General features: G+C 72.8%; 12 protein-coding genes. 9 read left to right on the top strand and 3 right to left on the bottom strand.

Features of this window, described 5'->3' with window-relative positions:
- Positions 1 to 863: ISNCY family transposase (locus E6J59_02515; protein ID TMB23143.1), on the bottom strand; the 863-nt coding region annotated here is incomplete at its 3' end.
- A gap of 143 nt (positions 864 to 1,006) precedes the next feature.
- On the opposite strand from E6J59_02515, the gene E6J59_02520 reads away from it, so the two are divergent.
- Genes E6J59_02520 through E6J59_02535 form a run of 4 tightly spaced genes read left to right on the top strand, consistent with a single transcriptional unit; the run spans position 1,007 to position 3,918 of the window.
- Entirely contained in the window at positions 1,007 to 2,209 is a 1,203-nt protein-coding gene (locus E6J59_02520; protein ID TMB23144.1) for a hypothetical protein, read from the top strand.
- Entirely contained in the window at positions 2,209 to 3,111 is a 903-nt protein-coding gene (locus E6J59_02525) for a succinate--CoA ligase subunit alpha (protein ID TMB23145.1), read from the top strand. The genes E6J59_02520 and E6J59_02525 overlap by 1 nt, the downstream gene beginning before the upstream one ends.
- A 2-nt stretch (positions 3,112 to 3,113) precedes the next feature.
- Positions 3,114 to 3,338, top strand: coding sequence for a hypothetical protein (locus E6J59_02530; protein ID TMB23146.1), 225 nt, complete (start codon positions 3,114 to 3,116; stop codon positions 3,336 to 3,338).
- Between the two features lie 37 nt (positions 3,339 to 3,375).
- Positions 3,376 to 3,918: a cupin domain-containing protein gene (locus E6J59_02535; protein TMB23147.1), complete on the top strand. Its 543-nt coding sequence runs from the start codon at positions 3,376 to 3,378 to the stop codon at positions 3,916 to 3,918.
- A gap of 14 nt (positions 3,919 to 3,932) precedes the next feature.
- On the opposite strand, the gene E6J59_02540 is transcribed toward E6J59_02535, so the two are convergent.
- On the bottom strand, positions 3,933 to 5,513 hold the full coding sequence (locus E6J59_02540; GenBank protein ID TMB23148.1) for an ATP-dependent DNA ligase: 1,581 nt from the start codon (positions 5,511 to 5,513) through the stop codon (positions 3,933 to 3,935).
- A 638-nt stretch (positions 5,514 to 6,151) separates the two neighbouring features.
- Here E6J59_02540 and E6J59_02545 point away from each other — a divergent pair.
- Genes E6J59_02545 through E6J59_02560 form a run of 4 tightly spaced genes read left to right on the top strand, consistent with a single transcriptional unit; the run spans position 6,152 to position 10,187 of the window.
- The gene (locus E6J59_02545) at positions 6,152 to 7,204 is read left to right on the top strand and encodes a CoA ester lyase (GenBank protein TMB23149.1); all 1,053 of its coding nucleotides are present in this window, start codon (positions 6,152 to 6,154) and stop codon (positions 7,202 to 7,204) included.
- Complete coding sequence (locus tag E6J59_02550) at positions 7,204 to 8,061, top strand: hypothetical protein (GenBank protein ID TMB23150.1); 858 nt, start codon at positions 7,204 to 7,206, stop codon at positions 8,059 to 8,061. Before E6J59_02545 ends, E6J59_02550 begins: the two co-directional genes overlap by 1 nt.
- A gap of 4 nt (positions 8,062 to 8,065) precedes the next feature.
- A complete protein-coding gene (gene mce, locus E6J59_02555; GenBank protein TMB23151.1) occupies positions 8,066 to 8,884 on the top strand; it encodes a methylmalonyl-CoA epimerase in 819 nt (272 codons plus the stop codon).
- 19 nt (positions 8,885 to 8,903) lie between these two features.
- Complete coding sequence (locus E6J59_02560; protein TMB23152.1) at positions 8,904 to 10,187, top strand: MFS transporter; 1,284 nt, start codon at positions 8,904 to 8,906, stop codon at positions 10,185 to 10,187.
- Here the strand turns inward: E6J59_02560 and E6J59_02565 are convergent.
- On the bottom strand, positions 10,171 to 11,361 hold the full coding sequence (locus E6J59_02565) for an aminotransferase class V-fold PLP-dependent enzyme (protein ID TMB23153.1): 1,191 nt from the start codon (positions 11,359 to 11,361) through the stop codon (positions 10,171 to 10,173). The genes E6J59_02560 and E6J59_02565 overlap by 17 nt on opposite strands.
- Before the next feature lie 81 nt (positions 11,362 to 11,442).
- Here E6J59_02565 and E6J59_02570 point away from each other — a divergent pair, with 81 nt between their 5' ends.
- The gene (locus tag E6J59_02570) at positions 11,443 to 13,185 is read left to right on the top strand and encodes a phosphoenolpyruvate carboxykinase (GTP) (protein TMB23154.1); all 1,743 of its coding nucleotides are present in this window, start codon (positions 11,443 to 11,445) and stop codon (positions 13,183 to 13,185) included.
- Positions 13,186 to 13,324: the final 139 nt, after the last annotated feature.

Here is a 13,324-nt window from a genome sequence, read left to right on the forward strand (position 1 = left end):
AGGACCGCATTCGCGTCCGCCACGGTGCGGGCCTGCGCGAGGCGCAGCTCCGAGGTGAGGCGATCCTGCAGGGTGCCCCAGAGCCGCTCGACGCGGCCCTTCGCCTGCGGGGAGAGCGCGTAGATACAGGCGATCGCGAGGGCCTCGAGCGCCCCGCCCACCTGCGTCGGATCCTGGCGACCGCGCAGCTCCTCCGCCAAGGTCCAGTGGTCATCGTTGCGCTTGAGCGCGCCGTGCTGGTCCATGTAGATGCTCCCCGGCAGCCCGCAGGTGGTCGCGATCGCGTGCAGCACGCGCAGATAGGCGGCGGCGCACTCCTGTTCGACGAAGTGCGCGCCGGGGAGCAGCTCTCCCGTCGCATCGTCGATCGCGCCAACCAGGCACAGCCACGGCCCCCGGCCCTCCAGCCAGTCGTGCCGACTCCCGTCCCACAGCAGCATCAGGCCCGCTTGCGCCTTGCGCTCGCGGCGCTTGCGGTGCCGGCGGGGGCGACGGCGCCAGACCGCCGGTACGCCGGCCGCCCGCAAGATCCGCCGCACCGAGGCGACCGAAACCCGCAGCGGCGGCGTCTCGGTGGCCAGCTTCTCGGTGAAATGCGCGTCGTTGAAGTCCACGTACTTCTTCTGCCGCAGATGAACGATCCGCCTCCGCACCGCCGGCGCGAGCGTGTGCGTCGGCGCGCGGCCCGTATTGCCGTGCCGCAGTGCCTGCCGCCCTTCCTTCGCCACCCGCTCCCGCACTCGCCGCACCTGCCGCACGGAGAGCGCGAGGACCAGGGCCCCCTGTGCCAACGTCAGCTTGCCGGCGCGCAGCCGGCCGATCACATCCCACCGCTTCCACTGTCCCTCGCTCATCAGGTCCATCCCCTTTCCATGCCAGGGGGGAGGACAAATTCACTGAGCGCTTAAGGGGGACAAAATCACTGAGCGACGACACCCCGAGGGCCGTCCCTTGACCCCTGTCGACGCAGCGTGTTAGCTGCCTCGCGCTTCTTCGCGTCGGGCCAATGCGGTTCTACGAGTACGAAGCCAAGGCCCTCTTCGCCCGCCACGGCACGCCGCTCCTCCGGGGCCGTGTCGCACGCACCGCCGCCGAGGCCGCGGAGATCGCCCGCGACCTCGCCGTCCCGGTCGTCCTCAAATCGCAGGTGCTGACCGGCGGCCGCATGAAGGCCGGCGGCGTCAAGTTCGCTGACACGCCGGCCGCGGCCGAGGCCGCCGCCCGGGCGATCCTGGCGCTCGAGATCAGGGGGCAGAAGCCGCGCGGCGTGCTGGTCGAGGAGCGCGCGGCCGTGGCCAAGGAGTACTTCGCCGCGGTCACCTGGGACGGGCGGAGGAAGCTCCCCGTCCTCGTCTTCAGCGACATGGGGGGCATAGACATCGAGGAGGTCGCCGAGCGGCACCCCGAGCACGTGGGGCAGATCCACGTCTCGACGCTCCTCCCCTTCACGCCCTACCGGGCGAAGGAGGCGATCGCCGCCGTCGGCGTCAGCGGCGAGGACCTGAACCGCCTGACGCCGATCGTCGCCACCCTGGTCGAGATCTTCCTCCGCTACGACCTCACGCTCGCCGAGATCAACCCGCTCGGGAAGACCCATGACGGCCGTTTCCTCGTCCTCGACGGCCACGTCGACCTGGAGGGCGACGCGCGCGCGAAGCACGCGCAGCTCCTCCAGGAGCTCGGCATCGGCAAGGAGGAGACGCGCGAGGCCCGCCCGCCGACCGAGTTCGAGTTGAAGGGCGCGCAGGTGGACGCCGCGGATCACCGCGGCGTGGCCGGCAACGTGCGCGAGTTCGACGGCGACCTCGGGCTCGTGATCGGCGCGGGCGGCGGCTCGCTCACGCTCTTCGACGCCGTCCGCAAGCACGGCGGCCGGCCCGCCAACTACTGCGAGATCGGCGGCAACCCGAGCGTCAGGAAGGCGTGCGAGCTGACCAAGCTCATCCTCTCCAAGCCCGGTGTCAAGAAGATCGCGGTCATGATGAACGTGGTCTCCAACACGCGCGTGGACATCGTCGCACGCGGGGTGATCAAGGGCTGCGTCGAGGCGGGCCGCAACCCCGCCGACACCATCGCCGTCTTCCGCATCCCGGGAGCCTGGGAGGACGACGGCTTCAAGATCCTGAAGAAGTACGGCGTCGAGTACTGCGACCGCACCGTGTCCCTGTACGAGGCGGCGGGCCGCGCCGTCGCCAAGATGAGGAGCTGATGTCCATCCTCATCCACGGGGACACGACGGTCATCATCCAGGGCATCACCGGGCGCGAGGCCGTGAACCTGACCCGCGAGGGCCTCGACTACGGGACGAAGATCGTCGGCGGCGTGACCCCCGGCCGCGCCGGGCGGGACGTGTACGGCGTCCCGGTCCACGACTGCGTGCGCGACATCACGGCCCGGCAGCGCGTCGACGGCTCGATCGTGACCGTGCCGCCGCGCTTCACTCGCGACGCGGTCTTCGAGGCCATCGAGGCGGGCGTGAAGCTCATCGTCGTCGTCACCGAGCGCATCCCGCGCGGCGAGGTGGCCCAGATGGTCGAGCTGGCGCGGCTCCGCGGCGCGCGCATCATCGGCCCCAACTGCCTCGGCGTCCTCTCGCCCGACGAGGCCAAGATGGGCGGCCTCGGCGGCCCGGCGGTCAACGTCCGCCGCGCCTTCAGGAAGGGGCCGATCGGCGTCATGTCGCGTTCGGGCGGCATGACGACCGAGATCTGCAACACGCTCTCGGCGGCGGGCCTCGGGCAGTCGACCGCCGTCTCGATCGGCGGCGATGCGATCATCGGTTCGACCTACGCCGAGCTGATGCCGCTCTTCGAGGCGGACGCGGAGACGAAGGCGATCGTCATCTATTCCGAGCCCGGCGGCCGCATGGAGGCCGAGCTGGCCGACTGGGTGCGGGAGAACCGCTCGCGCCTCCCCGTCGTCGCCTTCATGGCCGGCCGCTTCATGGACGAGATGCCGGGCATGCGTTTCGGTCACGCGGGCACGATCGTCGAGGGCAGGGCGGACACCACCGCCGACAAGATCGCACGCATGAAGGCGGCGGGCATCTCGGTCGCCGAGCGCATCGAGGACATCCCGGCGCTCGTGAAGGACCGCCTGCGGGGGCACTGACGATGCCGGGCATGTTCATCGACGTCCAGGTCGACCCGCAGGTCGCGGCCGATCCGGCGCTCGCGAAGAAGCTCGTGGATGTCTGCCCGGTCAACATCTTCGCGCAGGAGAAGGACGGCAAGCTCCGCATCGTCGAGGAGAACCTGGACGAGTGCGTGCTGTGCGAGCTCTGCATCCAGGCCGCGCCCGCGGGCAAGGTACAGGTGGTGAAGCTCTATGAGCGGTAGAGGCCGGGCGGCGGACGCCGCTCGGAAAGGGGGCCCCATGAAGAGCTGGTCGTCTCGTCTGCTTCTGATCGCGGCGGTGGGTGGTGTCGCCGGCTGTGCGACGTGGAGGCAGTGGACGCACACGGGCGAGGCCGGCGCCGCGCCGGCCTCGCCGCCGGCCGGGACCGCCCCGGCGCACGTCATGCTCGCGCCCGGGGCGCTCAAGTGGCAGCCCTTCCCCCTGGGGGGACCGGGCGCCAGGCTGGCGGTGCTGTCCGGGGATCCCGAGAAGTCCGGTCCCTTCGTCATCCGCATCCGGCAGCCGCCCGGGGGCAAGATCGCGCCGCACTGGCACCCCGCGGACGAGCACGTGACCGTCGTCAAGGGAACGTTGTTCATCGGGATGGGCGAGAAGCTCCACAAGCGGGGGGCGCGCGAGTTTGCCCCCGGCTCCTACCTCCTGCTCCCGGCGAAGATGCCGCACTTCGCGTGGGTGGCGAGGAAGGGCGAGGGGATCGTCCAGGTGCACGGCATGGGGCCGTTCCAGGTCGTCTTCGTGAACCCGGCCGACGACCCGCGCAACAAGACGGGGAAGCGCTGAGGGCCTCGGCGCGTTCAGGAAGCGCTCGCGGGTCGCGGGTCGCGCGAGCGGCGCGGCCCGCGGGCCGGTAGGAAGCCGCGGACCGTGTCGATGGTGTCGGCGTCGGCGGGGCCCTTGTCGGTCCGGTAGCGCTTGACGCGGGCGAAGCGCAGCGCCACGCCGCCGGGGTAGTGCGGGCTCCGCTGTACGCCGTCGAAGGCGACCTCGACGACGAGCGCGGGCTCGGCGCGGACCGTCCACTCCTCGCGCGAGCGCGCGAGGCCGAGGAGCCGCTCCGTCTGCCAGGCGAGCATCTCGTCGCTGAGCCCCTTGAAGGTCTTGCCGATCATGACGAAGCCGCCGCTCGCCGGGTCGCGGGCGCCCAGGTGCAGGTTGCTGAGCCAGCCGCGTCGCCGCCCGTGCCCCCACTCCGCAGCCAGCACGACCAGGTCGAGCGTCGCCGCCGGCTTCCACTTGAGCCACTCGGTGCCGCGGCGGCCGGCCCGATAGGGAGCGTCCGGCGACTTGAGCAGCAGCCCTTCGTGACCCTCCTCGAGGGTCTGCTCGAGGAACCGGTCGAGGGCGCTCGGGTCCGCCGTGCGGAGCGCGGCGACGCGCAGGTCGGGCGGCACGAGCTCGCCGAGGATGTGCCAGCGCTCGCGCTGCGGCCGGGCGACGCAGGGACGCCCACCGAGCAGCAGGCAGTCGAAGAAGCGGGCGCTCAGCGGGATCTCGCGGCGCGCCTCGTCGACGTCGAGCTTGCGCCCGAACCGCCGCATGGTGTCCTGGAAGGGCTCCGGTCGGCCGTCGGCGCCGAGCGCGATCGCCTCGCCGTCGAGGATGACCTCGTGCACGGCGATGCGGCCGACGCTCTCGACCACCTCCGGCAGCGCGCCGGTGAGCGGCTTGCGCCGGCGGCTGTAGACCTCGATGCGCTCGCCCGACTTGTGCACCTGGATGCGCACGCCGTCGAGCTTCGCCTCGACCGCCACCTCGCCGAAGCGCTCGAGCGCCTCCGCCGGCGAGGAGGCGGTGCCCGCGAGCATGGGGAGGACCGGCCGGAAGAGCTGGATCGCGCGTCCCGCGAGGCCCGCGCCGCCGTCGCGGAGCGCCTGCTCGCCCACGACGGCGAGGTCCCCCTCGACCATGAGGGCGTCGCGCACCGCCGCGGCCTCCACGCCCGCGGCCATGGCCACGGCCTCGGTGAGCACGCCCTCGAGCGCGCCCTGGCGCAGCTCGCCGACCAGCCAGCGCGCCAGGAAGGAGCGCTCCGCCGCCGTGGCGCGGCCGAACAGCTCGCCGAGTCGGCGCGCACGCTCGGCCGCCGACCCTTCGCCGGCAAGGTCGGGAAGGCCAGCGAGGGCACCGACGACGTCCTCGAGGCCGAGCGTCGCCTCCGCGGCCGGTGCGGCGGCGCTCCACGCTCGCTCGACCGCCGCCGGCCCGATACCCAAGCGCTCGCGTCCCGAACGCCCGGAGAGGAACCACAGCGCGGACGCCACCGCGCCGGGCGGCACGCTGCGGAGGAAATCGGCGAGCATCCGCACCTTCTCGGTGCGGGAGCGGGTGGCGGCGACGGCGGCGGAAACCGCGACGAGCTCTCCGAACCCGGTCATCCCGGCAGATTGCAACCGATGCGGCGCACCGGCAAGGCGGGCTGAGCTCGGCGCCTACACGCACCTGCAGCGGCCGCCTCGCGCGACGCAGACACGCCCCGGATGGCGACACACGCCGTTACAGGCACTGCTGCGAGCCCGACCGCAGGCAGGCGCCTCGCAGTTGCATCCACCGAGCGGATTCGGGACGCACCTGAACTCTGCGAGCGGGCAGGTGCCCTGGCATGCGGGGGCTGCGCTCTCGGAACAGGTGCCAGCGTCCGGCGGTAGCAGCGACGACGAGCACGCCTGAAGCCCCTCCCGCGCGCACCGGCGGACCACCGCTTCCCTGCAGGCGCGGAGACTCCGCCCGCTCGCGGTCATGCAGGACCGGACGGCGCTCCCGCACGCGCGCCGACACTCCTGGCGAGATCCGCCCTCCGCCGGAAGGGCGAAGACAGCCAGCAGCAGCGCCGCTGTCAACCTGGCCGTCGCGCGCATCCTTCACGCCCGCCTGCGGAGAATTGCCGAACGCTGCGGCCAGCATAGACGAAACGCGCGTACGGACAAGGGGGTGGCGCGGTCGAGGACGCGGAGGTGGCGACCCGGTTGACCCCTCCCGGCCGCGCACGTTAGACCCCGCCTGCAAGGGAAGACGCATGCGCAGCCCCCGCGATTTCTGGAAGCCCCTCGCGATCGGCGCCCCGCAGCCGCTCTCCGAGATCCCCGTCAAGCCCTCGCGCTGCATCCACTTCTTCGATCCCTCGAATGCGAAGATGGCCGCCAAGCTCCCCGAGCTGGCGAAGCAGACGGACATCCTCCTCGGCAACCTCGAGGACGCGATCCCGGCCGACAAGAAGGTCGACGCGCGCGAGGGCCTGGTGAACGTCGGGCGCCAGGTGGACCTGGGCGACACGCCCCTCTGGACGCGCGTCAACAGCCTCGACAGCCCGTGGTTCCTGGACGACGTCACCCGCCTCGTCGCCGAGATCGGCGACCGCCTCGAGGTCGTCATGATCCCCAAGGTCGAGGGGCCGTGGGACATCCACTACGTCGACCGCCTCCTCGCCCAGCTCGAGGCCCGCCACCGGCTCCGGCGCCCGTTCCTCGTGCACGCCATCCTCGAGACCGCCCTCGGTGTGACCAACGTGGAGGAGATCTGCGCCGCCAGCCCGCGCATGCAGGGGATCAGCTTCGGCCCGGCGGACCTGGCCGCCTCGCGCCGCATGAAGACGACGCGCGTGGGCGGCGGCCATCCCGCCTACCTGGTGCGCACCGACCCGGATCCCAGGCACCCGGACGCGCCGCGGCCGACGGCGCAGCAGGACCCCTGGCACTACTCGATCGCGCGCATGGTCGACGCGTGCGCGGCCACCGGCGCGCTTCCCTTCTACGGCCCCTTCGGCGACATCTCCGACCCGCTCGGCTGCGAGGACCAGTTCCGCGCCGCCTTCCTGCTCGGCTGCGTCGGCGCCTGGTCGCTCCACCCGAGCCAGATCGCGATCGCGAAGAAGGTCTTCAGCCCGCCGGCCGAGGAGGTGGCCTTCGCCAAGCGCGTGCTCGAGGCCATGCCCGACGGGCGCGGCGTCCTCATGCTCGACGGCCGGATGCAGGACGACGCCACCTGGAAGCAGTGCAAGGTGATGGTGGCGCTCGCCAAGCTGCTCGCCGCCAAGGACGAGAGCCTGGCCCGCCTCTACGGCTTCGCCTGATGAGCGCGGGCGCGCTCTTCGCACAGCACGAGGTCCACGTCGGCCAGGACGTGGCCGGGCGCCCGCTCACGGTGACCGAGGGCGACGTCGCGCGCTACGACGCCGGCACGGGCGGAGCGAGCGCGCGGCCGGCCGGCGCGGCGCCCGCGCTGATCCTCCACTCCGAGGTCTACCGCTCGCTCGCCTGGTACCTGCCCAACGTCTTCGGGAACCTGCACGCCCGGCAGGAGTGGGAGCTCTTCGCGCCGATCCTGCTCGGGCAGCCGATCCGCACCCGCTCCACCGTCGTCGACCGCTACCGCAAGCGCAACCGTGACTACGTCGTGAACGAGGTCCTGGTGACCGACGAGGGAGGCCGCTGGCTCGAGCGGAGCCGCACCCACCAGAGCTTCCTCGTCGACGACGGGCGGCGCGAGACGGTCGTCGACCGCGAGCGCGAGAAGCGGCCCGAGCGTGTCTTCACGGTGGGCGAGGGGCCGGGCGAGCCGATCGGCCCGCTCACCCGCCCGATCACGATCGCGATGTGCGAGGCGTTCTCGGGGCCGGAGCGGAACTACCACAACGACCGCGAGATGGCGCGCCTGCTCGGCTTCCCGGACATCGTCGTGCAGGGGATGCTCCCGGTGTGCCTGGTCTCGGAGCTGATGAGCGGGGCGTTCGGCGCGGGCTGGGTCCTCGGCGGGAAGATGGACGTGCGCCTGGTGAACGTGGTGTGGGTGGACGACGTGCTCACGACGCGGGGCAAGGTGCGCGAGGAGGTCGCGGAGGGCAGCCACCGCCGCGTCCACCTCGACGTGTGGTGCGAGAAGGCCGACGGCATCAAGGCGCTCGTCGGCACGGCGAGCGCGCTCCGCTGATCGCATGCTGACCCGCGTCCACCACGTGGGCCTCGTCGTGCGCCGCCTCGAGGACGGCCTCGCCTTCTGGCAGGACGTGCTCGGGCTCCGCATCTCCAGGCAGGCCACGGTGCGCGATCAGGGCGTGCGCGCGGCCCTCCTGCCCATCGGGCGGAGCGAGATCGAGCTGCTCGAGCCGATCGATCCCCAGGGCGGCGTCGCCAGGTTCCTCGACCGGCGCGGCGAGGGGCTCCACCACGTCTGCTTCGAGACGCCCGGCGTCGAGGCGGAGCTGGCGGCGGCACGCGCGAAGGGCCTCCCGCTCATCGACGAGGCGCCGCGGCCGGGCCTCGCGGGCATGATCTGCTTCCTCCACCCGAAGGGCACGCGCGGCGTGCTGGTCGAGCTCGCGACGCCGCCCGCCGGCGCGGGTCACGTCGCCACCGCCGGTGCGGGGCCGTTCGCCGGCCTCGCGCTCGCTGCGGTCGTCGCGTGGAGCCGCGAGGCCGCGAGCGCGGCGGACCTGTTCGCGACGCAGCTCGGCCTCGCGCGCGCGACGGCGGAGGCCGAGGCCGGCCTCACGGCCGCCGCGGTCGCGGCCGGCGGCGTGCGCCTGGTCTTCGTCGCCGCCGATACACGTTCCGCCGGACCGGACGCGGCGGCGTTTCGCGCCGAGGTCGAGGCCAGGGGCGAGGGGCTCGCCGGGCTCGTGCTCGAGGTCGCCGACCTCGCCGCCGCCACCGCCGCGCTCGCGCGCTTCGCGCCCGCCGGCGAGCGGCGCGCCGTGCGCCTCGACCCCGCGCGCTCGGGCGGCGTCCCGCTCACGCTGCGGGGCAGCTCGTAGCGCGCCGGGACGAGCCGCCATGACGGCCCAGGAGCGCCAGGGGTGGCTCGTCGTCGGGAGCCTCTTCGTGACCCTGTTTCTCGTCTTCGGCTCCGGGTACAACACCGCCGGCGTCTTCGTCATCCCGCTCGTGAACCAGTTCGGGTGGAGCCGCGCGCAGGTCTCGCTCCTGCAGACCGCCCTCGCGCTCTCGGCGGGCCTCGTCGTGCCGCTCGTCGGCTGGCTGCTCGACCGGCTGGAGGCGTGGCTCGTGATCGCGACGGGGGCCGCCGTGACGGGGATCGGCTTCGTGCTGGCGAGCCGCGCCGAGGGGTTCGCTCCGATGGTCTCGGCCTACGTCCTCGTGGGGGTCGGTCTCGGTGCCGCGACGCTCCTCCCCGTCTCCCTCGTGGTCGCCAACTGGTTCGGGACGAGGCGAGGCCTCGCGCTCGGGGTCGCGATGGTGGGCACGTCGACGGGCGGCCTGGTGATGACCCTGGTCGCCCAGCGGGCCATCGAGCACGGGGGGTGGCGCGACGGCTACCTGGCCCTCGCCGCGCCCGTCTTCGTCATCGTGGTACCGCTGGTCGCCGCGACGGTGCGCACCCGCCCGCCCGGCGGACCCGGCTCGAGCGTGGCCGAGGCCGCCAGCGCGCTCCCGGGGCTCGAGGTCCGCGCCGCGCTCCGCGCCCGCTCGTTCTGGCTCATCGCCCTGGTGCAGTTCTTCTATTCCTTCGCGGCGGGCGGGACGAACCTGCACGCCATCGCGTACCTGAGGGACATCGGCTACAGCGCCGCGCGCGCTGCGCTCTTCATGAGCCTGGTGCTCGGCATCGCAGGAGCCGGGAAACTCTCGTTCGGTGCGCTGGCCGATCGCGTCGGCGGGCGGCGGGCGCTCGTGGTGAACTTTCTCGCCTGCGCCTGCGGGATGGTCATGCTCCTCTTCGCCGCCGACACGGCGATGGCCGGCGGCTTCCTCGTGACCTACGGGCTCACCTGCGGGGCGCCTCTCACCCTCGTGCCGCTGGTCATGGCGGATTCGCTCGGACTCAAGCGCTTCGGCTCGCTCGCGGGGCTCGCCGGCCTGTTCAACATCGCGGGCGCCGCGACGGGGCCGGTCGTCGCGGGCCGGATCTTCGACCGCACCGGCAGCTACGCACCGGCCTTCGGGCAGTTCGCGCTCGCCCTGCTGCTCGCCGCCGTCGCCACGCTCGGGTGCGTCCCGCTCGCCCGGGCAGGCGGGGACGAGCCCCGGGGGCGGGGTCGGCGGGCCGACGCCGGCGAGGCCGCCGGCCCTTGCACCCCCCCTACCCGTCCCGCGTGAGGCTCACGAGCGCCGCCGCCAGCCCCTCGTAGTCCCCGCGCGCGTTGTAGGCCTGGCACGACACGCGCACGACGCGCCTCGGCGGCGCGGGCCAGGGGAAGATCGGCACCTCGATGCCGAAGCGCGCGAGGAGCGCGTCGCACAGCGGATCCGGATCGAGCGGCGAGCGCGGCGACGCGGCGGAGCCGTCGGGCAACGGCACGGTGGCGAGCGAGCCGATCATCTCGTCCGGGCACGGCGGCGTCACCGCGAGCGCCTCGCACAGGATGCGCCGCGCCTCGAGGGCCAGCGCGCGGTTGCGCGCCATGAGCTCGGGCCAGCCGCCAGGCAGGAGCCCGTTCAGGAAGCGGATGGCCTCGGGCACGGACAGGTACGGCGTCGGATCGTGGCTTCCCGTCCAGTCGAACTCGAGCAGGAGGCGCGACCGATCCGTGCGCGGGCTGTTGGCGCCGTGGCTGATCACGACCGGCCGCACGCGGTCGCGCCGGTCGCGCCGGAGGTGGAGAAACCCGGCGCCCTTCGGCGCGCACAGCCACTTGTGACAGTTGCCGGCGTAGTAGGCGGCGCCGAGGGCGCGGAGGTCGAGCGGCAGCATGCCGGGCGCGTGCGCGCCGTCGACCAGCGTGTCGACGCCGCGCGCGGCCAGCTCGCGCACGAGCTGCTCGACGGGGAGGACGAGGCCGGTCGGGCTGGTCACGTGATCGAGGAGCGCCAGGCGTGTCCGCGGCGTCACTCGCCCGAGCACCGCCTCGACCACCGCGTCCGCGGAGGCGAGCGGGAAGGGAACGGGCGCGACCACGACCCGCGCCCGGGAGGCCGCGGCCACGAAGGCGAGCGCGTTCCGGCACGCGTTGTAGGCGTGGTCGGTCACCAGGAGCTCGTCGCCCGGGGCCAGGGCCAGCGAGCGAAGCACGGCGTTCACGGCGGTGGTCGCGTTGGTGACGAAGACGAGGCCCTCGGATTCGGCGCCGAGGAAGGCGGCTAGCGCGCCGCGGGCGCCGTCGAGCAGCCCCTCGAGGTCACGGACCATGAAGTGGACGGGTTGCCGCTCGAGACGCTCGCGCAGCCGTTGCTGCGCGTCCAAGACCGGCCGGGGGCAGGCGCCGAAGGAGCCGTGGTTCAGGAAGACGACGGCCGGATCGAGGGTCCAGAAGCGCGCCAGGCTCGACGGCATGCGGGCGATCATAGCGGCTGGCCGGGGCCTCACCAATGCGTCCTGGCACTCGGGCCGCCTATCGGTTAGAAAATCCTCACCATGTCCACACCCCTCGAGCGCTGGGTGGACGAGGTCGCGCGTCACACCCGTCCGCAGGACATCTCCTGGTGCGACGGCTCCGAGGCCGAGAACGAGCGTCTCGTCCGCGAGATGCTCGCGTCCGGGACGCTGCACGAGCTGAACCAGACCGAGTACCCCAACTGCCACCTCCACCGCAGCGACCCGAGCGACGTCGCGCGCACCGAGCACCTGACCTTCATCTGCTCGCGCAAGCGGGACGACAGCGGTCCCACCAACAACTGGATGGACCCGCGCCAGGCCAAGGAGAAGGTGGGCGCCCTCTTCCGCGGCGCGATGCAGGGCCGGACCATGTACGTGGTCCCGTATCTCATGGGCCCGGTCGGCTCGCCCTTCAGCAAGGTCGGCGTCGAGCTCACCGACAGCCCCTACGTGGCCGCGAGCATGCGCATCATGACGCGCATGGGCGCGGCAGCCATGAAGGAGCTCGACGGCCGCGACGACTTCGTGAAGGGCCTGCACTCCCTCGGCGACTTGAGCCCCGAGCGCCGCTTCATCCTCCACTTCCCCGAGGAGAAGCTCATCTGGTCGGTCGGCTCCGGCTACGGGGGCAACGCCCTCCTCGGCAAGAAGTGCTTCGCGCTCCGCATCGCGAGCGTGCAGGCGCGCGAGGAGGGCTGGCTCGCCGAGCACATGTTGATCGTCGGCGTGGAGAGCCCCGAGGGCGAGACGCACTACATCGCCGCCGCCTTCCCGAGCGCGTGCGGCAAGACGAACCTCGCCATGCTCGTCCCGCCGCCGTCGCAGCAGGGCTGGAAGGTGTGGACGGTGGGCGACGACATCGCCTGGATGCGTCCGGGACCCGACGGGCGTCTCTGGGCCATCAACCCCGAGGCCGGCTTCTTCGGCGTGGCGCCGGGGACGTCGTCGAAGACGAACCCCAACGCCATGGCGACCCTGCGGAAGAATTCGATCTTCACCAACGTGGCGGTGACCGAGGACGGCTGCCCGTGGTGGGAGGGCATCGACGGCCCGGTGCCGGAGCGGCTCACCGACTGGCGCGGGCGGCCGTGGCAGAAGGGATCGAGCGAGAAGGCCGCGCACCCGAACTCGCGCTTCACGGCGCCCGCCCGGCAGTGCCCGTCGATCTCGCCCCGCTTCGAGGACCCGCAGGGCGTGCCCATCTCCGCGGTCGTGTTCGGCGGCCGGCGCGCGCGCACGGCGCCACTCGTCCTCCAGGCCTTCGACTGGAGCCACGGCGTCTTCGTCGGCGCCTCGGTCGCCTCCGAGACGACGGCAGCGCAGAGCGGCGCGGTCGGGGTCGTGCGCCGCGATCCGATGGCGATGCTCCCCTTCTGCGGCTACAACATGGCCGACTACTTCGGCCACTGGCTCGAGATGGGGAAGGCAGTCGAGCGCCCGCCCGCCATCTTCCACGTCAACTGGTTCCGCCAGGACGCCGGCGGGAGGTTCATCTGGCCCGGCTTCGGGGAGAACCTGCGCGTGCTGCGCTGGATCGTGGCGCGCTGCAAAGGTGTCGGCGCCGGAACCGAATCGCCGATCGGCATGCTGCCCGCGCGCGGCGCGATCGACACGAGCGGCCTCGCGGTGGACGGGCGCACCATGGAGGAGCTGCTCTCGGTCCCGAAGGACGACTGGCGCCGCGAGGCGGAGGGGATCGGCGAGTTCTTCGGCAAGTTCGACGGGCGCCTGCCGGCGGAGATGGAGCGGCAGCGCCGGGGGCTGGTCGAGCGGCTCGGCTGACGCGCGCCCGGGGGGCGCGGAGGTGGACGCCCAGCTGGTCCGGCCCGCCGCGAGATCGAGCGTCGTGTCGCCACAGCTACCGAATCGATCACGCGCTCGCCACCGTCGATCCCCACCCCGGTCCCTCGCCCGGTGGCGG

Source organism: Deltaproteobacteria bacterium (assembly GCA_005879795.1).
In the GTDB taxonomy this organism is placed as follows: domain Bacteria; phylum Desulfobacterota; class Binatia; order DP-6; family DP-6; genus DP-6.